Here is a 23,559-nt window from a genome sequence, read left to right as displayed (position 1 = left end):
GTCCGGCACAAGGAGATTCGATGCACGACGCAGCGGCGACGACGCCGATGTTCCCGATGGCCCGAGCGCGGGGTTGCCCGTTCGACCCGGCGCCGGAGCTGTCCGGGCTGGCGGAACAGGCGCCGGTGTCACGGGTGAGGCTGTGGGATGGCAGCACGCCGTGGCTGGTCACCCGCTACGCGGATGTCCGGGCGCTGCTGGTCGATCCCCGCGTCAGCGTCGATGTCGCGCAGCCCGGTTTCCCGCACACCAACGCGGTGAGCAAGGCGCGGGACGCGGAGATGAAGACGCTGATGCAGATGGACGCGCCGGAGCACACCGCCCAGCGGCGGTTGCTGACCCCGGAGTTCACGTCGAAGAAGATCGAGGCGTTGCGGCCCGGCATCCAGCGGATCGTCGACGAGCTCGTCGACGCGTTGCTCGCCGGCCCGAAACCCGTGGACCTCGTGGAGGCCCTCGCGCTGCCGGTCCCCTCGCAGGTGATCTGCGAGCTGCTCGGCGTGCCCTACGCCGACCGCGATTTCTTCCAGGAGGTTGCTCGCACGCTCGTCATGGACGAGTCCGATCCCCTGCGCGCCGTGGCCGCCAGCGAGGAGCTGAACGCCTACCTGGAGGAGCTGGTGGTCGCGAAGGACGCCGAGCCGGGCGAGGACCTGCTCAGCAAGCTGGCCGTCGAGCACTACCGGACCGGGAAGATGACCCGGCGCGAGATCGCCGTGCTGGGGCAGCTCCTCCTGGTCGCCGGGCACGACACCACCGCGAGCATGATCGCCTTGGGCACCGTCGCGCTGCTGACGCACCCGGAGCAGTTCCACGCGGTCCGGGACAGCGACGATCCCGCGCTGGTGGCCAACGCGGTGGAGGAACTCCTGCGCTACCTGTCCATCACCCACACCGAAGCCCGCCGCGTCGCGCGGGAGGACCTGGAGGTCGGCGGGCGGACCATCCGCGCGGGCGAAGGCATCATCGCGGTGAAGAGCACCGCCAACCGGGATCCCGCGGCGTTCCCGGACCCCGACGCGCTCGACATCCACCGAAAGGCCCGCCACCACGTCGCTTTCGGCCACGGCGCGCACCACTGCCTCGGCCACGCGCTGGCCCGGGTCGAGCTGCAGGTCGTGTACGGCACCCTCTACCGGCGCATACCGACTCTGGAGCTGGCCGTACCACCGGAACAGCTTGTGTTCAAACAGGATGCGGTCTTCTACGGGATTCGAGAGCTGCCCGTCACCTGGTGAGCTCCGGCGGAAACCGGGCGGGCGGCTTCGAAAAGCCGCCCGCCCGGCCGCTTCCCCATCACTTCAACGGCACGAATCCGTTGAACAACGGCAGCCTCTCGCCGTCCAGCGCCAGGACCCACGTGGTTCCGTCCGGGGAGAGGGGCTTCGCCCCTTCCGGCAGCCACATCCCGAACGTCCCGTTCGCGACCGGCACGTCCGACGGCTGCCCCAGCGAGAAGTCGGCGATCATGGAGGCCCCCGACGGGGGCACGATGCCGACGAACGCGATCTTCTCGCCGTCCTTGCCCAATCCGGGCACCGCGAGGCGGCGAACCGGGATGGACTGGCCGACGAAGGTGTCGGTGTGCAGCCGGTGGATCTTGCCCGCTGGGTTGGCCGGATCCGGCTCCGTGGTGCAGGCCACCGCGTGCTGCGCGGTCCGGCCCAGCACCACCCGGTACGGCCCGTCCTCGACGAGGACGCCGGGCTGGTAGCCGTCCCGGTCGGCAGGCGGCTCGGCGAGCCCGGCCAGGCATTCGCCGAGCGCCCTGCCCGCCGGCGAAGTCCGGTCCCCGGCGCGGTCGATCAGGCTGAGCAGCGGCGCCGGCGGCGCGGGCAGTTCGGCGCGGGGCCAGTTGACCCTCCCTTGGCCCTGCCTCGGCTGTTCCGGCTCACCCTGCCCCGACAGCTCCGGTTCGCCCTGCCCTGGCCGCCCCGGCTCACCCTGCCCCGGCTGCCCCGGCTCGCCCTGGCCCGACGGCTCCGGCTTGTACTCGTCCAGTCGTTGCGCCCAGAGCCGGGTGGTCGCCGGGTTCGTCAGCGTGAAGCTGGTGAACTGCCGCGTGTCCGTCGCGACGTCGCTCTCCGAAACACCCAGGCCGTCCGGCATGGACAGCATGATCCGGGGCCACGTGGGATCGGCGACGCCGGCGGCCACCCCGGTGCTGGTGTAGAGCAACAACGCGGTGCGGCTTCCGGTGGCGTAGGAGGGTTCCGCGTTCGGGTCGGACATCGTCACCGTCGTCGACGTCGTCTCGCAGAAGACGGGCTTGCCGCCCGCGGTGAACGCGGCGACGACATCGTCGCCCTGCTCCGTGATGGACGCGTTGACCCATTCGCTCCGATCCGGCACCTGGCCGGTCTTGCCCGCGGCGCGAACCGCGTTCCAGCACCGGTCGAGCGTCCTGGTCGTGGCGTCGGGCGGCGCGGCGGCGGGCGTCTCGACGAGCTGCGAGCGGGCGACCTGCACACCGATCACGGCACCGGCGGCGAGCAGGACGACCGCGGCCGAAGCCGCCACCACCCGGCCGCGGTGGCGCGCCGACATCCCGGCCTCGACCCTGCCGCGCAACCGCGCGCGGACCTCGGGTGGGAGTTCTCGTCGCGGGGGAAGCCGTGGCTCGTCGTTCATTTCTCCTCCACCAGGTCGCGCAGCTGGGCCTTCGCCCGGGACAGATGCGAACGAACGGTGACCTCGGCGACCTTGAGCAGCACCGCCGCATCCGCGATCGACAGGTCGCCGAGCAGGCACAGCTCCACGACCTGCCGCTGCGCTCGCGGCAGCGTGCGCACGGCATCGATCACCTGCTTCAGCCGCGCCTCGCCGTCGAGCTGGTCGGCGACGGCATCGGCGTGGTCCGACACCACGTCCGGTTCGGGAATGCGGCGCAGCAGCCGCAACCGCCGGCTCGCGCCCCGGCGCTCCGTTCGCGCGAGGTTCCCGGCCACCGTGTAGAGCCACGGCAGCAGGCTGTCCCGCACCAGGACGACCTCGGCGCGCTTGCGCCAGGCGATGAGGAAGGTGTTCGACGTCAGGTCTTCGGCGGCGCTCCAGGAACCCGTCAGCCGGTAGGCGTGGTTCCACACCGCTTGCACGTGCCGCTCGAACAGGACGCCGAAGGCCCCGTCGTCGTCGCGTGCCGCGCGCGCCCAGAGGTCACCGTCTTCGAAGTCGTCGGCGGACTCCGCCGACGACCTCGCTCCGGTCCATTGCATGGTCACACTCCCCAGTGGCCGGCAACGGCGGAAGTGTTGTCGCGGTCGGCCAGAAGGGCGGCGACGGTCCGCTCAGGGAACGAGGACGATCTTGCCGACCGCGTGCCCGTTCTCGACCTGGGCGAGGGCTTCGCCTGCTTCGTCGAGCGGCCGGACCTGCGTGACGTGCGGGTCCAACGCCTTCGTCGCGACCAGCCGGGCGAGCTCGGTGAGGACGGCCGTGCTCCGGTCCCGTTCGACCTCGCCGCCGCCGAGCTCGCGGGCCAACAGCTTGTCGGCCACCGAGCGCAGCTTGGTGCGGTCCGCGACCAGACCCGCCACGGTGCGCAGGGCCTCGCCACCGACGAGGTCGAAGACGGCGTCGACCCCGCCCGGAGCGGCGGCGCGCACCCGATCCAGGACACCGTCGCCATAAGCGACCGGGACGGCCCCGAATCCCGCCACCAGCCCGTGCTTGGCCGGGCTGGCGACCCCGACGACGTTGATCCCCCTGGCTCGCGCGAGCTGCACGACCGGAATCCCGACGCCGCCGCCGGCCCCGTTGACCAGCAGCGTCGCCCCGGCATCCAGGCCGAGGTCCTCCAGCGCGTCGTGCGCGGTACCGGCCGCCACGGGCAGCACCGCGGCCTCCTCCGGCGACACCTCGTCCGGTCGATGCGCCGCGAACGACGCGGTGACCAGCGCCTGCTCGGCCCAGCCGCCGACCATCCCGGGGCAACCGCCGAACACCTCGTCACCGACCGAGAACCCCTCGACCCCGGGCCCGAGCGCGGTGATGGTCCCTGCCACCTCGCGGCCCAGCACGGCGGGCCCGGCCACGCCGTAGGAGCCCTCTCGAAGCCGCCAGTCCCCCGGGTTCACGCCCGCCGCGCGCACCCGGACGAGCAGCTCGCCCGGGCCAGGAACAGGCACCAGGACGTCGAGGAAGGTTTCCTTCTCCGGCCCGCCCGCTGCAGAAAATCCGTACGCCCGCATGCCCACTCCCCTTCGCCGTCCCCTCCAACGTACTAAAAGGGGTCGTCCCAGAAGGGTGCCTGGGCACGTGCGAGACGTGGCCGTCCGGAGCGCTGGGCGCCGGTTTCGCGCGAAACCGCCACTCCACGTGAGGCGGGATGGCGGTTTCGCGCGAAACCGCCATCGGTGCCAGGCATTGGCACCTTCGCGGTGAGGCGGGCGGAGCCACGCTGAAACGAACTCCAAGAGGTGCCCGGGAACAGGCACGGCATGTCTGGAATAGACGGTCACACTTGCGCGGTGTCGTTTCAGATCGAGCCCTTCTCCACGGCGATGCGAGCAGCATCGTGCCGGTTCGCCGCGCCGAGCTTCGCGACGGCGGCCGCGAGGTATTTCCGCACGGTCCCGCGGGAGAGCGATACGCGTTGCGCGATCTCGTCGACGACGTGCCGTCGCGCGCCAGGGCGAGGACATCGGCCTCGCGCGGACTCAGCGGCGAGTCGCCGGCGCTGATCGTCTCGGCCGCGAGCTCGGGGGCGACGTGCCGACCGCCGCTCGCGACCTTCCGCACGACCTGGTCGAGAGTGCGGGAGGACGCGGTCTTCGGGAGGAACCCGCGCGCTGACCACCGACCAGGCGCCCGTGCTCCGCATCCCGCCGTCGGGGACCGAACGGATCACGGGCCGGCGGGGTCAGGGCGGTCGTCACATGCACGCCTTCATCCTCGCGGGTTGGTGTGACCGCGAGGAGTGCCGCGGTTCACGAGTTCGCCTGCAGTACGCACGGGTCGATCATGACGGATGTCATGTGCGCCCCCTGGGACCCGCGAACTCACCTCTAAAACCACCCGTGAGCGCTTTGTGCTGCCACAGCAGCGCAAAACGCTCACGGGTCCGATCGCCGCCGGTCGTCAGGCTCGTTCCCGGCGATCACCGGGGAAGGCGGCGTTCTTCACTTTGAGTGCACCGAGGACGGACTGCTCAGGACTGGCCCGCGAGGTTCTCCTCGCAGAACGGCGTGGCCTCCTCGACGGCGCGGTCGACGTACTTCGCGCCAGCCCCGGCGGCTACGCCGCGGTGACCGCCCCGAGGCCCGGCCTCCGCAGACATTTCCGCCGGGTGCTGGCCTGGTTCGCCGTCCCGGCCGTCTTGTGGATGGCCGGTGCGGTGCTCCGCATCTGGTGCCGGGCGGCGGCCGCGCTCCGGGTCGAGACCGGCACCGGCTGGCTCCCGCGGGCCACCGGAGCCGCGGCCCTCGGTGTCGCGTCAGCGGCGGCTTGCTGGCTCCCGCCGTATGCCGTGATCGCATTGCTGGTCGTCATCGTCCTCTGGCTGGCCCGCCACCTCTCCAGAGGCGCGGCGGATTCCACCGCGACGCCCTGACCGCGTGGCGCTTGCTGCGAAAAGGCCGGCGGCGGTCGTTCCGCCACCGGCCTTTTTCGCCCCTTGCTATTCCGCTGCCTTCTCGCCGGCCCGCTCCGCCGCGGAAAATCCTTCCCGCGCGTGCGATCCGTCGCAGAACGGCTTCTTCGCCGAGAGCCCGCATCGGCACAGCAGCCGGGTGCGGCCGGGGCCGAGCTCGTAGGTGTTGTTCTCGTGGTCGACGATCTTGACGGGTCCTTTGACCTGGTACGGCCCGTTGTCCACGGTTTTGATCACCACGGGCGGCTCGGCCGGGGTCGGATCGCTCATCGATTCGCCGCCGTCAGCCCGCGACCTGGTATCCGGCTTCGTTGACGGCCTTGCGGATCGCGTCCGGGTCGACCGGCGAGGCGCTGACGACCGTGAGCTCGCCGTTGCTGATGTCCACGTCGACGTCGGTGACGCCCTCGACGCCCGTGACCGCGGACGTCACCTTGCTCATGCAACCCGAGCACGTCATGCCCTTGACGACGAAGGTGCTCTCACTCATCGGATCTCCTCTTCTGGGAACGAACTTGATCAGTACCCCGGCAGGGTATCAACCATACCCGCAGGGGGTATATCGGTGGACTACTCGGCGACCGCGGTGAACTGAGCGGTGCGGACCTTCCCCGCGTGCTTGAAGTCGAGGAACAAGCGATAGGTGCCCGGACCCGGCACTTCCGCGTGGAACGCGACCTCGGGGCCCGGCCGGGTCACACCATCCTCCGGCGAACCGTCCGGGTGGACGTGCAGGTACGCCAGGTCTCCCAGCTGGAGCGCGACCAGGTGCCCGTAGGCGCCGAGGTACGGCTGCAGGTCGGTGACCGGCGCGCCGTCGCGGCGCACCACGAGGGCGAGCGGGTTCGCCTGGCCGGCGACCAGCGCCCCACCGAGCTCGACCTCGTAGCCGTCGACCGCCGAGACGGCGGCGACCTCCGGCACCGGGCGCGGCCGGTAGTCACCGGCGACCGCCAGGTCCGCGCCGAGGGTGAGCGCGGGCCCGCCTTCCGGCTGGAAGTCGATGAAGACCCGGTACTCCCCGGCTTCCGCGAGCTCCAGCGGCACCGACCAGGCGCCGCCGCCCACCTCGACGGGGTGCACGTGCCAGAACCCGGTGAGGTCCCGGCGGACGACGATGAGGTGGATCTTCTTGCCGTGCACCTCGGCCAGCGAGGTCAGCGCGGCACCGTCGGGCCCGAGGATCCGGAACCGGTAGTCGGCGACGCCGCCCGCCGCCAACCGGGTCGTCTCCGGCACGAAGGTGTACCCGTCCTTCGTGATCTGCAGCCCCTGCGGCACACCCCCGGCCCCGTGGCCCTGATGAGCGCCCGCGTGACCGTGCTGACCGTGGTGCTCGTGACCGGCCGCGTGGCCCTGGTGGGCGTGGTGCTGGTGGTGACCGACATTCGCCGACTCGTTCATCATCGCCGCCTCCTTCTCGCATACCCCCTGGGGGTATCTTTCGAACACGGAGGACTATGCCAAACGATCAGCCCGGGGCGCAACGTGATCCACGACATACCCCTTAGGCGTATGTCGTCGATCGAGATGGCAACAGGTGGACCAGAAAGGCCATTCGCCGAGGTAGCGCGGCAAAACGCCGCACCTCGACAGGAGATCCGGATCGAGCAGAACCCGAACCAGGCCATCCACCCCAATCACATCGACGACCGGTACGGACTGGACATCCCGGCTCCACTCGTCTATACCCCTAGGGGGTATCAGTATCCGATCATTCGAATCTCACGAGGAGTCCCGACATGTCCGCACCAACCCGATCGCCGCGCAGGTGGTGGGCGCTCGCGCTCATCGCCCTGGCCCAGTTCATGGTGATCATGGACACTTCGATCATCGGCGTCGCCCTGCCGCGGATGCAGGCGGATCTGGGCTTCTCCCAGGAGAACCTCTCGTGGGTGTTCAACGCCTACGTCATCGCCTTCGGCGGCCTGCTGCTGCTCGGCGGCAGGCTGTCCGACCTGCTCGGCGCACGCCGGATGTTCGCCGCCGGCTGGCTGGTGCTGCTCGCCGGCTCCGCCGTCGCCGGAGCCGCCGGCACAGCGTGGGTCGAGCTGGCCGGGCGGGCGCTGCAAGGCGCGGGATCCGCGCTGATCGCTCCGTCCGCGCTAACGCTGCTGATGATGCTCTTCGGCGCAACGCCGAAGGAGCTCGGCAAGGCCCTCGCGCTCTACGGCGCCGCCGCCCCGGCTGGCGGGACCGCCGGCGTCTTCCTCGGCGGTGTCATCACCGAATACCTGAGCTGGCCGTGGGTCTTCTACCTGAACATCCCGATCGCGGTGCTCGCGCTCGCGCTCACCCCCGCCCTGATGCCGGCCGGTTCGGCGCAGCGCGGTTCCACGGACCTGCTCGGCGCTTTCCTCGCCACCGGCGGGCTCGCCGTCGCGGTCTACGCCATCGTCCGCGCGCCCGAAACCGGTTGGGGTTCCGCCGAAACCGTCATCGGCCTGGTCGCGGCGGTCGCGCTGCTGGCGGCCTTCGTGGTCGTCCAGGCCAAGCGCCGCACCCCCCTGGTCCGGCTCGGCATCTTCCGGACCCCGGACCTCGGCGCGGCCAACATCGCGCAGCTGTTGCTGGGCGCGGCGTGGATCCCGATGTGGTTCTTCCTGAACCTCTACCTGCAGCAGGTGCTCGGCCTCGGCGCCTTCGCCAGCGGCTCCGCGCTGCTGCCGATGACCACGGTCATCATGCTGCTGATGATCGTCATCGCGCCGAAGCTGGCCGCCCGCTTCGGGGTCAAACCGATGATCGTGTCGGGCCTGGTGCTGCTCGCGCTCGGGCTGGGGTGGCTGGCCCTGGTGCGAACGGACGGCAGTTACGCGGCCGACGTGCTGCCCGCCTCGCTGGTGGCCGCGGCGGGCATGGCGCTGGCGTTCGTCCCCTCGCTGGGCACCGCCATCTCCGCCGCCCGCCCCGAGGAGGGCGGGCTGGCCTCGGGAATCGTCAACACCAGCTACCAGATCGGGTCGGCCCTGGGCCTGGCCGCGATGACGGCGCTGGCGACGTCGCGGGGCGTCGACCGGATCGGCGATCCCGCCGCGCTCACCAGCGGTGTCTCGGCCGCCTTCGTCGGCGCCGCCGGCATCGCGATCGCCGGTGCGCTCATCGCCGGGATGAGCTTGCGCGGCAAGCGTTCCGCGACCGAGCCCCAGATCACGAACGCCTGACCACCGGCCGCCGCCCGCCTCGCGGGGCGGGCGGCGGCCCCGAACCCCGGAGCACCACATGCGACGCCTCAAGCCGCTCGAACCCGCCGACGCACCGGCCAAGTCCAGCGAACTGCTGGTGGAGATCATCGGCCGCCACGGCACGGCCGGAGACATGGTCCGCACCATGGCCCACTCACCCGCGCTGCTGACCGGCTACCTGTCGTTTTCCCGCGCGATGAAGCGGACCAAGCTGCCCGCGGCGCTGGGCGAGAAGGTCTCGCTGGCGGTGCAGGAATGGCTCGGCTGCGCGTCTTGCCTGGCCGCGCACACCGACGCCGCGAAGGCCCTCGGCCTCAGCGACAACGAGATCGCCCTAGCCCGCCAGGGCACCTCGATCGACCCCCGGGAGGCCGCGCTGCTGGCCTTCGTCGTGAACGTGGTGGCCGAACCCGCGACGATCGGCGACGACGACATCGCCGCGCTCACCGCCCACGGCTGGACCGAGCGCACCATCGCCGACGTCGTCGGGCTGGTCGCCCTGAACCAACTCACCGGCACCTTCAACCTCGTCGCCGGCATCGAACCGGAACCCGCCGAGGAGCTCGCTGCGCGCTGACCCTGGGAGTCGGCATCATGCCCCGGGCATGACGCCGACTCCCAGGGGCAGGCCCGCGCGGCCGATCCAGGACGGCCCGTCCGGTTCGTGATCGTGCCGATGTCGTCGATCGCTTCGAGAACCGACACCCGGCGTGTTCCATTCCGGCATCCCGCCCCGCGCGCAAGGCCCGGCACTACATCACTGCCGATCAGCCGGACGGCGCCGCGAACCACCAGACCGGCACGCCGGAAGGGAACCGGCTCAGGCGCCCTGGCTCCCGATTTCAGGCAAAACCGGAAGCCGGAAACGCCGGGCGAACTTCCGATCCCAGCCAAGATCAGGAGCCTCAGCGGGTCCGGCCGATCAAGGACCGGGCCAGCGCCTCGAAGGTCGTGCGGATCTCCGCCGGCATCGGCAGCGATGCCAGGCAGTCCGCGACGCCCGTGAGGTGCCGCATGGCCTCGCGTTCGGCGAACTCCCGGCCGCCCAGCTCCTCGACGAGCTCCGCAGCAAGTCTCAGGTCGGCTTCGGTCCGCGCCTCGGCGCCGACCAGCGAAACCAGGCGCTCGCGCGCGGGGCCTTCCGCCGCCAGCGCGGCGATGATCGGCAGGGTTTTCTTGCCCTCGCGCAGGTCCCCGAGCACCGGCTTGCCGGTCGCCGCCGGATCTCCCCAGATTCCCAGCACGTCGTCGGTGCACTGGAAGGCGAGCCCGAGGCTGCGGCCGAGGCGGTCGAAGCACTCCGCGGTCGCGGCGTCCGCACCGGCCAGCAGGGCGCCCGCCGAAGCGGAAAAACCGAGCAACGCGCCGGTTTTGGCCTCGGCCATCGCCTGGTACTCGGCGACGTCCACCGCCAGCTCGCCCGTCCACGGCCGTTCGGTGAACCGGATGTCCTCGACCTGGCCGACGACCACCTCCCGCATCGAGGCGGCGAGGCGCGCGGCCACTGCGGCACCGGCGTGCGCCCCGCCCTGGCCGAGCAGGATCGCGAACGCTTCGGACTGCAGGGCGTCGCCGAGCAGTATCGCCGCCGGAACCCCGTGCTCCTTCCACACCGCGGGCTGACCGCGTCTCAGCACGTCGCCGTCGATGAGGTCGTCGTGGATCAGGCTGAAGTTGTGGACGAGCTCGACGGCGGCGGCCGCGGGCAGCGCCGCCGACGGTTCGCCGCCGACCGCCTCCGCGGCGAGCACGGCCATCGTGGGCCGGATGGCCTTGCCTGTCGCGGCGGGATCCCGCGAGTGCCAACGAAAATGGTAGGAACCGATCGCCCCGAGCGATGGCCCGAGCCGTGCGACGGCATCGCGCAGCAGTGGTTCGGTGAGCTCGCGAGCCCGTCGGCTGGCGCTCGCCAGCAGCTCGTGATCAGTGTTCGCGGTGACCGGCGGTGTGGTCATGATCGGCCTCGATCCTGGTTTCAATCCCGACGTGACCGACGTTACGTGTCCAAAGAGGCCGGTCAGATCGGCCGAAGTGGCAACGGGGATCGACCGATCGGCCAGGAAAGGCGGCCCGGCGCCTCATACTTTCGGCCGAAATTCCGGCGCGCACGATGCGTCCCGGCCGCACCGGAATCGGTGTTGCCGCTGGTGGCGCCCGTACAACCACCAGATCGGGCGTTGAATCCAGCCGCATCCCCTCCCGTCGACGACGACCGACGGGATGCGGCGTTCGGCTCAGGCGAATTCGAAGACCTAGCGGGCCTCGATCGCCTCCGGGGCCGGGAGCCTCTTGGCCAGTTCGACGGCTTCCTCCGGGGCCGCCACATCAAGCACGAACCAGCCGCCGAACGTCGGCCCGGTGACGATCCGTTGGCCTCCGCACGCACCGTCACCGGGGTGTCGCGCTCGGCGTCGAGGTCGCAGCGACCGGCTTGCCAGCCGCTGCGACCTGGCCGATCCACGTCTCGTACGCCTTGCAGCAGCCGTCCGGGTCGGTCCGGATCCGGCAGCGCGACCCATCCGCCTCGAAGATCACGAGTGCCTATTTACGGGTGCACCGCTCTACCGGCCCGCGTGACCTGGGGTCTTGCCTCGCGGTGTCGAGGCGGGCGACCACGTGCCGAGCAGGTTCCTCCCCCGCGCCGGCCGGAGTTCCGGCCGACGCTGTTGCACCGGATTCAGCCGTCGGTTCCGGCCGGGAGCGGGGCGATCCGGGCGAGGGCGCCGATCTCCAGCGCCGTCCACAGTGCACCGTCCGGGCCGAGGGCGATGCCGTGCGGTTCCGAGCCGGGTGTGGGCAGGTCGTGCACCACGATGACGCCTCCGGCGGTGATCGAGCCGACCCTGCCGGTGCCCCACTCGGTGAACCACATCGCCCCGTCCGGGCCGGTGGTGATGGCGTGCGGCCGGGCGGCGCGGTCGGGCAGCGGGTACTCCTCGATCCCGCCGTCGGTGCCGATCCGGCCGATCTGGCCCGCGCCGATCTCGACGAACCAGATCGCGCCGTCCGGGCCTGCCGCGATGCCCACCGGCGCGGCGGCCTCGGTCGGCAGCGGGTGGACCGCGACCTCGCCGTCCGGGCCGATCCGCCCGATCACGTTGGCCATGTTCATGGTGAACCACAGCGCGCCGTCGGCGCCGGCGGCGATCGCGGACGGGAACGCGCCGGCCAGCGGCAGCGGGAACTCCCGCACCTGACCATCCGGCGTGATCCGGCCGATCTGGTTCGCGGCGGTCTCGGTGAACCACATCGCGCCGTCCGGCCCGGCGGCCAGGCCGTACGGCCCGGATTGCGCCGTGGGCAGGTCGAACTCGGCGATCTCGCCGGCGGTGGTGATCCGGCCGATCCGGTGCGACTGGTACTCGGTGAACCAGAGCGCCCCGTCCGGCCCGACGGTGATGATCGTCGGCCCGCTGTCCGGGTCGAGCTGGTGGCTCGTGAGCGCGCCTCCGGGCACCAACCGGCCGATCCGGCCGCTGCGCACCATCGTGAACCACAGCGCGCCGTCCGGCCCGGTGGTGACCGCGTACGGGCCGGTGCCCTCGGCGGAGACGTCGTGCTGCTCGATCCGCGCGGTCGATGTCATGCGACCTCCTTGTGCTGCTGCGAGATGCGTTCGATGTCGGCGGGAGTGGCCGACATGATCATCCTGCAGTGCCCGGTGACGAGTTCGACCGGGACACTTCCGCTGCACGTCGCGAAGCAGCCGCTCGACGTCGGCTTCGTCGAAGCGCCGGATCGCTTCGGCCGCCGACGATCGCGCAAGGCGCCGCATCGTAGGCCGCCAGCACGCCCGGCATGATGGTCGCCCCGGCCGAACCAGACGATGGTGCCGCCGCGGTCGGCAGCCGGACGGCTGCCGGAAAGGCCCGCTGCCCAGCGCTTTCGCACCGGACAACGGGCCTCGCGCTCCGCCTGCTCAGGCGCCGATGGTGGCGGTGTCGATCACGAAGCGGTACCGCACGTCGCTGTTCTCGACGCGCTCGTAGGCCTCGTTGACCTGGCCCGCGGAGATCAGCTCGATCTCCGCGCCGATGCCGTGCTCCGCGCAGAAGTCCAGCATCTCCTGGGTCTCGGCGATCCCGCCGATCATCGACCCGGCCAGCACCTTGTTGCCGCCCAGCAGCGAGAAGGCGTTGTAGGACAGCGGTTCGCCGGGAGCCCCGACGTTGACCATCGCGCCGCCCACCCGCAGCAGCCCCAGGTAGGCGTCGATCGGGAGCTTCGCCGAGACCGTGTTGAGGATGAGGTCGAACCGCCCCGCCAGCGCCTCGAAGGTCGACTCGTCGCTGGTCGCGAAGTAGTCGGTCGCGCCCAGCCGCAGGCCGTCCTCCTGCTTCTTCAGGCTCTGGCTGAGCACCGTCACCTCGGCGCCCATCGCGGCGGCCAGCTTCACCGCCATGTGCCCCAGCCCGCCGAGCCCGATCACGGCGACCTTCTTGCCCGGGCCCGCACCCCACTGGCGCAGCGGCGAGTAGGTGGTGATGCCCGCGCACAGCAGCGGCGCGGCGACGTCCAGCCCGATGCCGTCCGGGATCCGGCACACGAAGGCGTCCTTCACCACGACCTGCCGGCTGTAGCCGCCGTAGGTGTTCTCGCCGTCGAAGCCGACGCCGTTGTAGGTCTGGACGTTGCCCTTGACGCAGAACTGCTCGCGGCCGGCCCGGCAGTACTCGCACTCGCCGCAGGAATCGACCATGCAGCCGACCCCGACCCGGTCCCCGACCTGGTACTTCGTCACGGCCGATCCGACCGCGGCGACCACGCCGGCGATCTCGTGCCCGGGCACCATCGGGAAGATCGCCTCGCCCCAGTCCTCCTTGGCCTGGTGGATGTCGCTGTGGCAGATGCCGGCGTAGGCGATGTCGATCAGCACGTCGTCCGGGCGCAGGTCACGTCGCTCGATCGTCGTCGGCGCCAGGGGTGCACCCGGCGACGGTGCGGCGATAGCGTGCGTGATCGTGCTCATGAATCCTCCAAGGAACAGCTGTGCAGCAGGCCCCGATCATGTAAGAGGCCTCTTACATTGGAGACGTAAGAGGCCTCTTACATATTCCGAGTGGAAGATGTGATCCACGACATGGGCGGCAAGTACCACCACGGCGACCTCCGCGCCGAGCTCGTGCGCGTCTCGCTGGACCTGATCGCGGAACGGGGCCTGGCCGGCTTCTCGGTGGCGGAGGTGGCGCGGCGGGCCAAGGTCAGCCCGGGCGCGCCGTACCGGCACTTCCCCGAACGGGAGAGCCTGCTCGCGGCCGCCGCGGCCGCGGTCGCGTGCCAACTCGCGGAACGCGTGCAGGCCGCCGTCGAGACCCGGGACGATCCCGTGGACGCGCTCGCCGCGGCGGCCGGCGCCTACACGGAGTACCTCCTCGAGCGCCGCGCGGGCATGAACGTCATCTATGCGGACGACCTGCAGGGCCCCGAGCACGCCGAGCTGCACGAGCAGACGCGGCGGCTGACCGATCAGTTCCTGATGCTCTGCCTGGCCGTGTCGGACACACCCCAGGGGGCCCTGGAGCTGATGGAGCAGCTGTTCACCCAGGCGCACGGCTACGGCATGTTCTGGCTCGACGGCGTGTTCACCAAGCAGGGCTACTCCCCCGAACTCGTCGTGCGGAAGTCCACCGCTGCCGCGCGCATCGCGATCGAAGGCCACGCGAAGCAGCCACCACCGAGCCGCTGAAACCCATGGGCAGCAAAGGAATTCGCACTGGCCGGACGAGCACGCCCCGTCGTTCCCCGGAGCGGCGGGGCGTCGAGTCTTACTGACCGGACTTCGCGTCGAGGCCGCGCAGCTCGCGCACGCTCTCGGCGAGCGTGCGGTCACCGAGCGAATTGAGCACCGCCTGCTCGGCCTCTGCGGTGAGCGCGGCGAAGTACTCCCCTGAGCGCGCGGTGACCAGGCACATGTCCTCCGCCTCCGGCGAGCAGGCCCACAGGGGCTTGTCGCCGACGGCGCAGCGGTAGATCTCCGCCAGCGTGATCTGATCCGCGGGGCGTCCCAGCCGGGCCCCACCGGCACGACCCTTGACACAGACGACCAACCCGGCGTTCGCCAGCGGCACGAGGAGCTTGCGGACCAGGCTCGGGTTGGCGTTCAGGCTGCCGGCCAGGTGGGCCGAGCTCAACGCGGCGGAGTCCTCCTCGGCGGCGATCGCCAGGAACAGCATCACCTGCAACGCGCGGGAGAACCGGATGTCCAGCACGGTCTCCACCCCCTCCCGCGGATCGACGCCGACGCCCACTCCAGAATAGCAACTATCACAGTTGCACTTCTCGCCGCTAAATGTATCTTTGACTTGAACATTTAAACGCGGGCGATCGCCCGCAAGCACACGGCAGGAGACCGACACGGTGAGCACCCGCGCAGCTCAGGCACTGTCCCGCCCGTTCACGTTGGGTTCGGCCGAGCTGCCGAACCGGATCGTCATGGCACCCATGACCCGCCAGCTCTCCCCCGGTGGTGTTCCCGGCGAGGACGTGGCCGCCTACTACGCCCGCCGCGCCGCGGCGGGGACCGGCCTGATCATCACCGAGGGCACCTTCATCGACCACCGGTCCGCCGGCTTCAGCGACGGGGTCCCCCGCTTCCACGGCGAGCAGCAGCTCGCCGGCTGGAGCCGCGTCGTGGAGGCCGTGCACGCGCACGGCGGCAAGATCATGCCGCAGATCTGGCACGTCGGGATCCAGCGGCCGGCGGGCGCACCGCCGTTCCCGGAGGCCCCGTCCGTGGGACCGTCCGGGCTCACGCTGGACGGCATGCCCGGCGCGGGCGAGCCGCTGACGCTGTCCGACATCGACGACGTCATCAGCGCGTTCGCCGACGCCGCGCAGGCGGCCGAGCGGATCGGCTTCGACGGCGTGGAACTGCACGGCGCGCACGGCTACCTCATCGACCAGTTCCTGTGGGAGCGCACCAACCAGCGCACCGACGCCTACGGCGGCGACCTGCTCTCCCGGACCAAGTTCGCCGCCGACATCGTGGCCGCCGTCCGCGAGCGGGTCGCGCCGGACTTCCCGGTCGTGCTGCGGTTCTCCCAGTGGAAGGCCAACCACTACGACGCCCGGCTCGCCGAGGACCCCGGCGAGCTCGAATCCCTGCTTACCCCGCTGGCCGACGCGGGAGTCGACGCCTTCCACGCCTCCGGACGCCGCTACTGGGTGCCGGAGTTCCCCGAATCCGGGTCGGACCTGAACGTCGCCGGGTGGACGAAGAAGCTCACCGGCAAGCCGGTCATCACCGTCGGCTCGGTCGGCCTCGACAAGGTCTTCGAGCCCGGCGCCATCACGGGAGCCGCCGCGGCGGTGGAGAGCATCGAGCGGCTCGCCGAACACCTGGAGCGCGACGAGTTCGACCTCGTCGCCGTCGGTCGAGCACTGATCGCCGACCCCGAGTGGGGGGACAAGGTCCTCGGCGGCCGCCTGGCGGAACTGGTCCCGTTCAGCAAGGACGCGCTGCAAACCCTGCACTGACGACCGGTTCCGCGGAAGGGCGGGCGTTGACGTCGACCGAAAGCGCCCGCCCCGCCGCACTTCGCACATCGAACGTCCATTGGTCCACACAGGACTGCGGCAGCCCGGACGGAGACGCCCTTCCCTGCTGCGGGCCCGGTCGTCCGACGTCCACCGCTGGTTGTGCACATAGGACTCTCCTGAGCGCACAGCGGACGGCGTAAGGTGCAGACGAGTTCGGGGGCGGATGATGCTCGACGGGCAGACCGGCGATGAGACCGATGTCAGCGGACCTCGGCCTGGACTGAGTAGGCTGGCCTCGATCGCAGCCGCCGGGCGCTCGCTCGGCCCACGCATGCTCCGACCGCCCAGGAGGTCCTCGTGCCCGAATGGCGTCCCCTGCGCAAGCGCCCCCGGCGCACCCCGGAGCAGTCCGGGCCCGCCGCTCCAGAGCACTCCATGGACCCCCGCTCCGCCGACGAGCGGCCGCTGGCGGACCGGCCGCTGATCGACACCGCGATCTACCGCGACGGCGTCCGGACCGCCACCCCGTCCAGCCTCGCCGAGACCTACCGGCTGCTGCGGGACGAGCCCGGCACGATGGCGTGGATCGGGCTGTACCGCCCCGCCGAAGAGGAACTGCTGGCCGCCGCCGACGAATTCGATCTCCACAAGCTCGCCGTCGAGGACGCGATCGTCGCCCACCAGCGCCCCAAGATCGAACGCTACGGCGACACGCTGTTCGTGGTGCTGCGCGCCGCCACCTACGTGGATGAGGCCGAAGAGGTCAGCTTCGGCGAACTGCACCTGTTCATCGGCCCCAACTTCGTGCTCACCGTCCGCCACGGCCAGTCCCCCGACCTGTCGGTGGTGCGCCGCCGCATGGAGGACGACCCGGATCTGCTGCGGCGCGGCCCGGAGGCCGTGCTGTACGCGGTGCTGGACAACGTCGTCGACGGCTACGCGCCGGTCATCGCGGGCCTACAGAACGACATCGACGAGATCGAGACCGAGGTCTTCGAGGCGAACCCGAACGTTTCGCGGCGCATCTACGAGCTGTCCCGCGAGGTCATCGAGTTCCAGCGGGCGACGCAGCCGCTGCTGGCCATCCTGCGGAGCCTGGAGGCGGGCTTCCAGAAGTACCGCATCGACGAGGAGCTGCAGCGCTACCTGCGCGACGTCGCCGACCACGCCACCACGGTCGCCGAGCGCGTCGACGGGTTCCGCCAGATGCTCGACAACATCCTCACGGTCAACGCCACTCTGGTCACCCAGGCCCAGAACGAAGAGATGAAGCGGATGACCGAGGCCAGCTACGCGCAGAACGAGGAGATCAAGAAGATCTCGTCGTGGGCGGCGATCCTGTTCGCGCCCACCCTGATCGGCACGGTGTACGGGATGAACTTCGACTTCATGCCCGAACTCCACTGGGGCCTGGGCTACCCCTTCGCGGTCGTCCTCATGCTGGTGGTCTGCCTGAGCCTCTACACGATCTTCAAGCGCCGCAACTGGTTGTGAGCCGGAGCCCGCACCGGGCTCCGGCTCAGGCGGCGAGCCGTCAGAAGCCGACCTGGTCCTTGCCCTTGAGCCGCAGGATCTCGCGGGCCTCGTCGGGGGTGGCGACCTCCAGGTTCAGCGCCTCCAGCACGGTGCGGATGCGCGTCACCTGGTCGGCGTTGGTCTTGGCCAGCTCACCGGGCCCGATCCACAGCGAATCCTCCAGCCCGACGCGCACGTGCGAGCCCTGGGCCGCGCCGATGGTGGCCAGCGGGATCTGGTTGCGGCCCGCGCCCAGGATCGACCACTGGTAGGAGTCGCCGAGCAGGCGGTCCGCCGTGCGGCGCATGTGCATCAGGTCCTCGGGGTGCGCGCCGATCCCGCCCAGCAGCCCGAACACCGACTGCACGAACAGCGGGCCCCGCACCAGGCCCCGCGAAGCGAAGTGCGCCAGGTTGTTGAGGTGCGCGATGTCGTAGCACTCGAACTCGAACCGGGTGCCGTTCTCCGCGCCGATGGCCAGGATCGCCTCGATGTCGGCGAAGGTGTTCTTGAACACCAGGTCCCGGCTCTTCTCCAGGGCCTCCCGCTCCCAGTCGTGCCGGAATTCCTTGAAGCGGTCCAGCATCGGGTAGAGGCCGAAGTTCATCGAGCCCATGTTCAGCGATGCCAGCTCCGGCTTGAACACCGCGGCGGGCCGCATCCGCTCCTGCACGGTCATGTGCGGTGAGCCGCCGGTGGTGATGTTGATGACCGCGTCGGTGTGGGACTTCAGCTGCGCCAGGATCGGTTCGAAGTGGGCGGGGTCCTGCGAGGGCCTGCCGTCCTCGGGGTCGCGGGCGTGCAGGTGCACGATCGCCGCCCCCGCCTCGGCCGCGCCCAGCGCCGCCTCGGCGATCTCCGCCGGCGAGACGGGAAGGTGCTCAGACATCGACGGGGTGTGGATCGCGCCCGTCACCGCGCACGTGATGATGACCTTGCGACCGGTTGCCATCTGCGTCAAACCTCCACAGTGGATCGTCAGTAGAGCTTCTCGGTGTTGCCGTCGACCGCCATCGCCTGGCCGTTGACGTTGCGGGCCAGCGGGCTCGCCAGGAACGCGGCCATGTCCGCGATGTCCTCGGCGGTGACCAGCCGGCGCATCGACGACTGGTCCTGGTAGGTGGCCGCGATCTCCGCCACCGGCCTGCCCAGCATCTCCGCCTTCGCCTCGATGACCGCGCGGATGCGCGGGCCGTCGACCGCGCCGGGGCAGATCGCGTTCGCCCGGATCCCCTCCGGGCCGAGCTCGATCGCCAGGGTCTTGGTGAAGCCCACCACCGCCCACTTCGACGCCGAGTACGCGCTGCGCCCGGCCATGCCGAGCCGCCCCGCGGCCGAGGAGAGGTTCACGATGGACGCGTCGGTGGCCTCGCGCAGCAGCGGCAACCCGTGCTTCACGCAGTAGAACTGGCTGTGGACGTTGACCTCGAAGGTCCGCGCCCACGCGGCACCGTCCAGCGTTTCCACCGGCCCGGTCGGACCGGCGATGCCCGCGTTGTTGACCAGCACGTCCAGGCCGCCGAGCTCCGCGCGCACGGCCCCCATCAGCTCCTCGACCTGCGCTTCGCTCGAAGCGTCCGAGACCCGGGCCGCCAGGCCCCGTCGCCCGGCCGCCCGCACCGCGTCCTCGTTGATGTCGGTGACGAGCACGCGGGCGCCCAGCCCGGCGAACCGGCCGGCGATCGCCAGCCCGATGCCGTCCGCACCGGCGGTGACGAGCACCCGCTTTCCCGAGAAATCCACTTCCTGCACCCTTCCTGGAACTCCGGATTCACGAACGCCGTTCGGCGTCGCCGTACTTGAGGAAGAACGACAGCGCGGTGCCGATGGCGCACACGCCGACGACGAACCACAGGCCGGACAGCTTGCTGCCGGTGAAGTCCTCCATCGCGCCCATCGCGTACGGGCCGAGGAATCCGCCGAACAGCCCGATGGTGTTGACGAACGCGATGCCGCCCGCCAGGGTCGCCCCGCTCAGCCGGGACGCCGGGAACGTGTAGAGGATCGGCTGCATCGCGAAGAACGAGAACGCGCCGAGGCAGAACCCGATCAGGCCGACGACCGGGCCGGAGACCGCGCCCAGCGCGAAACCGACGCAGATCCCGCCCATCGTGATGGTGACCAGCCTGCGGGAGCTGCCGCCGTTGACGGCGAACCGCGGCACCAGGAACGCGCCCAGACCGGCGAAGATCCACGGGACCGAGGTCAGCAACCCGATCTGCAGCGACGACAGCTCGCCGTAGGTGCCGATGATCGACGGCAGGAAGTAGGACAGCGCGTACACCGCGATCTGCTGCGACAGGTAGATCGCGACCACCAGCAGGATCTGCTTGTCCCGCCACACCTGGCGCATGCTGTGCGTGCCGGACGCCTCCGCGCCCGCCTCGTCCTCGGCGGCGATGCGGCGCTGCAGGTCTTCGGCTTCGGCCGCGGTCAGGAACTTCGCCTGGTCCGGCCGGTCGGGCAGCTTCTTCCACACCACGAAGGCGAACAGGCAGGCCGGAAGCCCCTCGATCAGGAACATCCACTGCCAGCCGTGCATGCCGCCGAGGCCGCCCATCCCGAGCAGCAGGCCGCCCAGCGGCGGGCCGAGGATGCTCGCCGCGGACACGCCGAGCAGGAACAGGCCGTTGGCCTTGGCGCGGTCGGCGCGGGTGAACCACTGCGTCAGGAAGTACATGACGCCCGGGAACAGGCCGGCCTCGGCCACTCCGAGCAGCATCCGCATGATGTAGAAGGACCACTCGCCCTGCACGAAGGCCATCCCGGCGGACACCAGGCCCCAGGTGATCATGATCCGGGTGATCCAGAACCGCGCCCCGACCCGGTGCAGGATCAGGTTCGACGGGATCTCCGCCAGCGCGTAGGTGATGAAGAACAGCCCGGCGCCGATCCCGTAGGCGGTCGCCGAAATGCCCAGGTCGATCTGCAGGTGTTCCTTCGCGATACCGATGTTGGTCCGGTCCAGGAAGCTGATGATGTAGGCCCCGATCAGCAGCGGGAGCAACTTCCGGAAAATGACTCCGTTCAGCTCGCTGGGCGAGCGCATCACCGATTCTGGGGCGCTTTTCGGCATGGCGTGACCTTCGGTTCTTTTCCGGCGTGCCGGATGGTCGGGTTCTTCTTCGGGAATTCGCTTTTTCAGCGGCGGTATTTCTCGGCGGCCCGGGTCGGTTCGCAACCGCAGGTCCGGCCGATGTGCAGGCGGTGCGCGCACACCAGCGATTGGTAGCTGTTCGACGGCTTTTCCATGCGTTTGAGCAGCATTCCGAAGGCCTCCCGGCCCATTTCCTCGTGCGGCTGCATGACGGTGGTGAGCCCGATCAGCCCGGACATGCTGTGCGGAATGCCGTCGTGCCCGGTCACCGCGACGTCCTCGGGCACCCGGATGCCGTGTTCCACCGCGTACTCCAGGATGCCGATCGCGAGCTCGTCGCTGCCGCACACGATGGCGCTCGGCGGATCGTCGCGGGCGAACAGGCGGGCCGCCGCGCGGCGGCCGCCGTCGCTGTTGAGCTCGGTGCTGATCTTGCGGTCGCCGCCGATGTCGACGCCGTGCGCGCGGGCGGTCGACACGAAGGCCTGCTCCCGGGCCAGGGACGCCGAGGAGAACCGCGGCCCGATCACGGCGGCGATGTCGGTGTGGCCGTGCGCCAGCACGTGCTCCATCAACGACGTCGCCGCTGCGGCGTCGTCGATGCCGACGAAATCGCCCTCCAGGTACTGGGATCTCCGCGACAGGTAGACGTACGGGATCCGGGCGGCGCGCAGGGTCCGCAACGCGGTGGCGTCCTCCCGGAACGCGGCGCTCAGGACGACCCCGTCGACGTTGCGGTGCACCAGGCTGCTGGAGACCTTGCCCAGCGTCCGGAGGTCGTCCTGGGTGGTCGCGACGAATACCTCGTACCCGGCTTCGGCGGCCGCGGAAACGATGCTCTGCGCGAATCGCGGATAGGTCGGATTGATGATGTTGGGTTGCACCAGCCCGATGACGCGGGTGCGATTCGGGTCGACCGGCTTTCCCCGGTTCGGCGGGCGAAAACCGATTTCATCGGCGACGGCGAGGATGTGCCGGCGCGTTTCCGGCGCCACCCCGCCCTTTCCGTTCATCACGTAGGAGACGGCGGCGGTGGAAACGCCGGCGGCGCGCGCCACCGCGGCCGCCGAGACCGTGCCCGGTCGGCGCGAGGAGCGACGAGTCGCGATCTCCACAGCCGAGTCTCCCTTGACGTGCGATGCGGATCTCAGATCCGGGGTGAACCTAAGGCGCTCGCTGAACGTTAAGCAACATTAAGCTGACGGCCTCCCCCGGCGACAGCCGGCCGCGCGTTCGGCACTGCCCGACGAGCACGCCCTGCGACGACCTGCCGACAGTGCGCGAACGTCGCAGACTGGTAGGCAGCCAGTCATCACCGAATCTCGAGGCGAGACGCGCGCGAGCCGAAATCGAACAGGGAGACGGCAGCGATGGCCGAATCGGGCGGAAGAACATCGAAAGAGCAGGCGGAGACCACCGAGGCTGTCAGGTGGACCACGACGACCGGCGAAGTCGCCGAGACCGGTCAGGGCCGCACGACGATCGGGGTCGTGGTGGTGCAGAAGATCGCGGTGACGGCCACCCGCGAAGTCCCTGGGGTGGCCGCGCTGGGCGGCGGGATGGCACGGGCGTTCGGCGCGCTGAGGGAGCGCATTCCCGGCGCCAGCGCCGCGCAGACCTCGGGCGCGAACGTGGAAGTGGGCGAGAAGCAGACCGCGATCGACCTGCAGATCATCGTGGATTACGGCGTTTCCCTGGTGGAGCTGGCACGAGCGGTGCGGCGCAACGTCATCACCGGCGTGGAACGCATGACCGGGCTGCAGGTCGTGGAGGTCAACATCGAGGTCATCGACATCCGCCTGCCCGGTGAGGAGGAGGCGGCGCCCGCACGCGTCGAATGATTGCGGCCGGGCACCGCACGGCCTACCCGCCGATCCGGTTTCCCGCAGGTGAGATCGCGTACCAGTTGCCACCGTTGGAGTTCACGGCTTGGCCGTTGGCCTGGCCCGCCAGTTCATCGCCGACGTAGTAGTACAGCGGGTGCCCGTTGTAGACGACCTGCGTGCTGCCGTCCGGGCGCCGGGTCGTGGCGAGCAGGGCCGGGTTCACGGCCGGCCCCGCGATGGGCGGAGCGGTCGTGGTCAGCGGCGGCCAATCGCCTGCGCACGCCTCCAGGCAGGCCAGCTGGTCGCTTCGATCCTTGTCGAACAGGTACACCGTGCGCCCGTCCGGGCCCGTGAGCACGGCGCCGAGGTTGGGCACTTCGCGGGTCTGGACCGCAATGGCGCCGCCGGTGACCGGCGGGGCCATCGTCGGTGGCGGGGGTGTTCCAGGTCCGCTGCCCGCGGGCTCCTCCCCGACGGGCACGCATGCGGTCGCGAGGGCCAGGACACCTCCCGCCAGCCCGATGCTTCGCAGCACGGCTGCACGGTCTCGCGCCAAGTGGGCCATCGCGCCTCCCCAGGGCGAGGCCGCCGAACCTCGCCATCGACGCATCCTGATCCGGAGCCGGGTTCGAGGTGGCCGAAAAAACGACCACCTCCCAAGCACAGCACGAGGGTGGAACCCGCCGGGCGGCCGAGCACAGGGCCGGAAGTCCCCGACCGGCCATCAGCGCGTCTGTTTCGTCAGGCTGTTGGTACGCGGAGGATCAGGGCGTCACCCTGCCCACCACCACCGCACAACGCCGCCGCACCAACCCCACCACCACGACGCTTCAACTCCAACGCCAGATGCAACGCCAACCGCGCACC

26 protein-coding genes are annotated in these 23,559 nt (G+C 70.5%); 9 read left to right on the top strand and 17 right to left on the bottom strand.

Annotated features, from left to right (window positions below):
• The first annotated feature begins 20 nt into the window (after positions 1–20).
• Positions 21–1,238, top strand: a complete 1,218-nt coding sequence (locus E1288_RS16175; protein WP_132485868.1) for a cytochrome P450 — start codon at positions 21–23, stop codon at positions 1,236–1,238.
• Positions 1,239–1,296: 58 nt separating this feature from the next.
• Here E1288_RS16175 and E1288_RS16170 read toward each other — a convergent pair whose 3' ends face one another.
• From E1288_RS16170 to E1288_RS48770, 4 genes are all read right to left on the bottom strand, one after another.
• Positions 1,297–2,631 carry a hypothetical protein gene (locus E1288_RS16170; protein ID WP_132485866.1) on the bottom strand — a complete coding sequence of 445 codons (1,335 nt, stop codon included), beginning with the start codon at positions 2,629–2,631 and terminating at the stop codon, positions 1,297–1,299.
• Positions 2,628–3,215, bottom strand: coding sequence for an RNA polymerase sigma factor (locus tag E1288_RS16165; RefSeq protein WP_132485864.1), 588 nt, complete (start codon positions 3,213–3,215; stop codon positions 2,628–2,630). Before E1288_RS16165 ends, E1288_RS16170 begins: the two co-directional genes overlap by 4 nt.
• Before the next feature lie 72 nt (positions 3,216–3,287).
• Positions 3,288–4,190 carry an NADP-dependent oxidoreductase gene (locus tag E1288_RS16160; protein WP_132485862.1) on the bottom strand — a complete coding sequence of 301 codons (903 nt, stop codon included), beginning with the start codon at positions 4,188–4,190 and terminating at the stop codon, positions 3,288–3,290.
• A gap of 287 nt (positions 4,191–4,477) precedes the next feature.
• A complete protein-coding gene (locus E1288_RS48770) occupies positions 4,478–4,570 on the bottom strand; it encodes a hypothetical protein (RefSeq protein WP_235883587.1) in 93 nt (30 codons plus the stop codon).
• A gap of 555 nt (positions 4,571–5,125) precedes the next feature.
• On the opposite strand from E1288_RS48770, the gene E1288_RS16150 reads away from it, so the two are divergent.
• Complete coding sequence (locus E1288_RS16150) at positions 5,126–5,551, top strand: hypothetical protein (protein WP_132485860.1); 426 nt, start codon at positions 5,126–5,128, stop codon at positions 5,549–5,551.
• A 66-nt stretch (positions 5,552–5,617) separates the two neighbouring features.
• Here E1288_RS16150 and E1288_RS16145 read toward each other — a convergent pair whose 3' ends face one another.
• From E1288_RS16145 to E1288_RS16135, 3 genes are all read right to left on the bottom strand, one after another.
• The gene (locus E1288_RS16145; RefSeq protein ID WP_132485858.1) at positions 5,618–5,860 is read right to left on the bottom strand and encodes a CDGSH iron-sulfur domain-containing protein; all 243 of its coding nucleotides are present in this window, start codon (positions 5,858–5,860) and stop codon (positions 5,618–5,620) included.
• 13 nt (positions 5,861–5,873) lie between these two features.
• Entirely contained in the window at positions 5,874–6,080 is a 207-nt protein-coding gene (locus E1288_RS16140) for a heavy-metal-associated domain-containing protein (protein ID WP_132485856.1), read from the bottom strand.
• 80 nt (positions 6,081–6,160) lie between these two features.
• Entirely contained in the window at positions 6,161–6,997 is an 837-nt protein-coding gene (locus tag E1288_RS16135) for a hypothetical protein (protein WP_207954378.1), read from the bottom strand.
• Positions 6,998–7,332: 335 nt separating this feature from the next.
• Here E1288_RS16135 and E1288_RS16130 point away from each other — a divergent pair, with 335 nt between their 5' ends.
• The gene (locus E1288_RS16130; RefSeq protein WP_132485854.1) at positions 7,333–8,754 is read left to right on the top strand and encodes an MFS transporter; all 1,422 of its coding nucleotides are present in this window, start codon (positions 7,333–7,335) and stop codon (positions 8,752–8,754) included.
• Positions 8,755–8,812: 58 nt separating this feature from the next.
• Positions 8,813–9,352 carry a carboxymuconolactone decarboxylase family protein gene (locus E1288_RS16125; protein WP_132485852.1) on the top strand — a complete coding sequence of 180 codons (540 nt, stop codon included), beginning with the start codon at positions 8,813–8,815 and terminating at the stop codon, positions 9,350–9,352.
• A 328-nt stretch (positions 9,353–9,680) separates the two neighbouring features.
• Here E1288_RS16125 and E1288_RS16120 read toward each other — a convergent pair whose 3' ends face one another.
• Both E1288_RS16120 and E1288_RS16110 read right to left on the bottom strand, forming a co-directional pair.
• Positions 9,681–10,730 (bottom strand): polyprenyl synthetase family protein, encoded by a 1,050-nt coding sequence (locus tag E1288_RS16120; protein WP_132485850.1) that lies wholly within the window; start codon positions 10,728–10,730, stop codon positions 9,681–9,683.
• A 722-nt stretch (positions 10,731–11,452) separates the two neighbouring features.
• A complete protein-coding gene (locus E1288_RS16110; protein ID WP_132485848.1) occupies positions 11,453–12,361 on the bottom strand; it encodes a Vgb family protein in 909 nt (302 codons plus the stop codon).
• Positions 12,362–12,415: 54 nt separating this feature from the next.
• Here E1288_RS16110 and E1288_RS46960 point away from each other — a divergent pair, with 54 nt between their 5' ends.
• Complete coding sequence (locus tag E1288_RS46960; protein ID WP_165968136.1) at positions 12,416–12,577, top strand: hypothetical protein; 162 nt, start codon at positions 12,416–12,418, stop codon at positions 12,575–12,577.
• A gap of 117 nt (positions 12,578–12,694) precedes the next feature.
• Here the strand turns inward: E1288_RS46960 and E1288_RS16105 are convergent, their stop codons facing one another.
• Positions 12,695–13,744, bottom strand: coding sequence for an NAD(P)-dependent alcohol dehydrogenase (locus tag E1288_RS16105; RefSeq protein ID WP_132485846.1), 1,050 nt, complete (start codon positions 13,742–13,744; stop codon positions 12,695–12,697).
• A gap of 99 nt (positions 13,745–13,843) precedes the next feature.
• Here E1288_RS16105 and E1288_RS16100 point away from each other — a divergent pair, with 99 nt between their 5' ends.
• Positions 13,844–14,461 (top strand): TetR/AcrR family transcriptional regulator, encoded by a 618-nt coding sequence (locus E1288_RS16100; RefSeq protein WP_132486035.1) that lies wholly within the window; start codon positions 13,844–13,846, stop codon positions 14,459–14,461.
• A gap of 79 nt (positions 14,462–14,540) precedes the next feature.
• Here the strand turns inward: E1288_RS16100 and E1288_RS16095 are convergent, their stop codons facing one another.
• On the bottom strand, positions 14,541–15,023 hold the full coding sequence (locus tag E1288_RS16095; protein WP_235883586.1) for an RrF2 family transcriptional regulator: 483 nt from the start codon (positions 15,021–15,023) through the stop codon (positions 14,541–14,543).
• A 109-nt stretch (positions 15,024–15,132) separates the two neighbouring features.
• On the opposite strand from E1288_RS16095, the gene E1288_RS16090 reads away from it, so the two are divergent.
• Positions 15,133–16,251, top strand: coding sequence for an NADH:flavin oxidoreductase (locus E1288_RS16090; RefSeq protein ID WP_132485844.1), 1,119 nt, complete (start codon positions 15,133–15,135; stop codon positions 16,249–16,251).
• Positions 16,252–16,611: 360 nt separating this feature from the next.
• Positions 16,612–17,748: a magnesium and cobalt transport protein CorA gene (locus tag E1288_RS16085; protein ID WP_207954377.1), complete on the top strand. Its 1,137-nt coding sequence runs from the start codon at positions 16,612–16,614 to the stop codon at positions 17,746–17,748.
• A gap of 40 nt (positions 17,749–17,788) precedes the next feature.
• Here E1288_RS16085 and E1288_RS16080 read toward each other — a convergent pair whose 3' ends face one another.
• The 4 genes from E1288_RS16080 to E1288_RS16065 form a co-directional block, all read right to left on the bottom strand.
• Complete coding sequence (locus E1288_RS16080) at positions 17,789–18,721, bottom strand: BKACE family enzyme (RefSeq protein WP_132485842.1); 933 nt, start codon at positions 18,719–18,721, stop codon at positions 17,789–17,791.
• 26 nt (positions 18,722–18,747) lie between these two features.
• Positions 18,748–19,512: an SDR family oxidoreductase gene (locus E1288_RS16075; RefSeq protein ID WP_132485840.1), complete on the bottom strand. Its 765-nt coding sequence runs from the start codon at positions 19,510–19,512 to the stop codon at positions 18,748–18,750.
• A 28-nt stretch (positions 19,513–19,540) separates the two neighbouring features.
• Entirely contained in the window at positions 19,541–20,776 is a 1,236-nt protein-coding gene (locus E1288_RS16070; RefSeq protein ID WP_207954376.1) for an MFS transporter, read from the bottom strand.
• 134 nt (positions 20,777–20,910) lie between these two features.
• Positions 20,911–21,981 carry a LacI family DNA-binding transcriptional regulator gene (locus E1288_RS16065; RefSeq protein ID WP_132485838.1) on the bottom strand — a complete coding sequence of 357 codons (1,071 nt, stop codon included), beginning with the start codon at positions 21,979–21,981 and terminating at the stop codon, positions 20,911–20,913.
• Between the two features lie 255 nt (positions 21,982–22,236).
• Between E1288_RS16065 and E1288_RS16060 the strand changes: the two genes are divergently transcribed.
• Entirely contained in the window at positions 22,237–22,707 is a 471-nt protein-coding gene (locus tag E1288_RS16060; protein ID WP_132485836.1) for an Asp23/Gls24 family envelope stress response protein, read from the top strand.
• Positions 22,708–22,729: 22 nt separating this feature from the next.
• Here E1288_RS16060 and E1288_RS16055 read toward each other — a convergent pair whose 3' ends face one another.
• Together E1288_RS16055 and E1288_RS16050 are read right to left on the bottom strand one after the other, a co-directional pair.
• Positions 22,730–23,227, bottom strand: a complete 498-nt coding sequence (locus E1288_RS16055) for a COG4315 family predicted lipoprotein (protein WP_235883585.1) — start codon at positions 23,225–23,227, stop codon at positions 22,730–22,732.
• Positions 23,228–23,433: 206 nt separating this feature from the next.
• Entirely contained in the window at positions 23,434–23,550 is a 117-nt protein-coding gene (locus tag E1288_RS16050; RefSeq protein ID WP_268951839.1) for a hypothetical protein, read from the bottom strand.
• Between the last annotated feature and the right edge of the window lie 9 nt (positions 23,551–23,559).

It is taken from the genome of Saccharopolyspora elongata, from assembly GCF_004348985.1.
Lineage (GTDB): Bacteria > Actinomycetota > Actinomycetes > Mycobacteriales > Pseudonocardiaceae > Saccharopolyspora > Saccharopolyspora elongata.
Note: the sequence above shows the minus strand (reverse complement) of the source record. Positions and strands in the feature narration are given on the sequence as shown.

Coding starts and splice junctions, on each gene's coding strand:
- E1288_RS16175 (WP_132485868.1), top strand. CDS start 21: ATGCACGACGCAGCGGCGACGACGCCGATGTTCCCGATGGCCCGAGCG.
- E1288_RS16170 (WP_132485866.1), bottom strand. CDS start 2,631: ATGAACGACGAGCCACGGCTTCCCCCGCGACGAGAACTCCCACCCGAG.
- E1288_RS16165 (WP_132485864.1), bottom strand. CDS start 3,215: ATGCAATGGACCGGAGCGAGGTCGTCGGCGGAGTCCGCCGACGACTTC.
- E1288_RS16160 (WP_132485862.1), bottom strand. CDS start 4,190: ATGCGGGCGTACGGATTTTCTGCAGCGGGCGGGCCGGAGAAGGAAACC.
- E1288_RS16145 (WP_132485858.1), bottom strand. CDS start 5,860: ATGAGCGATCCGACCCCGGCCGAGCCGCCCGTGGTGATCAAAACCGTG.
- E1288_RS16140 (WP_132485856.1), bottom strand. CDS start 6,080: ATGAGTGAGAGCACCTTCGTCGTCAAGGGCATGACGTGCTCGGGTTGC.
- E1288_RS16135 (WP_207954378.1), bottom strand. CDS start 6,997: ATGATGAACGAGTCGGCGAATGTCGGTCACCACCAGCACCACGCCCAC.
- E1288_RS16130 (WP_132485854.1), top strand. CDS start 7,333: ATGTCCGCACCAACCCGATCGCCGCGCAGGTGGTGGGCGCTCGCGCTC.
- E1288_RS16125 (WP_132485852.1), top strand. CDS start 8,813: ATGCGACGCCTCAAGCCGCTCGAACCCGCCGACGCACCGGCCAAGTCC.
- E1288_RS16120 (WP_132485850.1), bottom strand. CDS start 10,730: ATGACCACACCGCCGGTCACCGCGAACACTGATCACGAGCTGCTGGCG.
- E1288_RS16110 (WP_132485848.1), bottom strand. CDS start 12,361: ATGACATCGACCGCGCGGATCGAGCAGCACGACGTCTCCGCCGAGGGC.
- E1288_RS46960 (WP_165968136.1), top strand. CDS start 12,416: ATGATCATCCTGCAGTGCCCGGTGACGAGTTCGACCGGGACACTTCCG.
- E1288_RS16105 (WP_132485846.1), bottom strand. CDS start 13,744: ATGAGCACGATCACGCACGCTATCGCCGCACCGTCGCCGGGTGCACCC.
- E1288_RS16080 (WP_132485842.1), bottom strand. CDS start 18,721: ATGGCAACCGGTCGCAAGGTCATCATCACGTGCGCGGTGACGGGCGCG.
- E1288_RS16060 (WP_132485836.1), top strand. CDS start 22,237: ATGGCCGAATCGGGCGGAAGAACATCGAAAGAGCAGGCGGAGACCACC.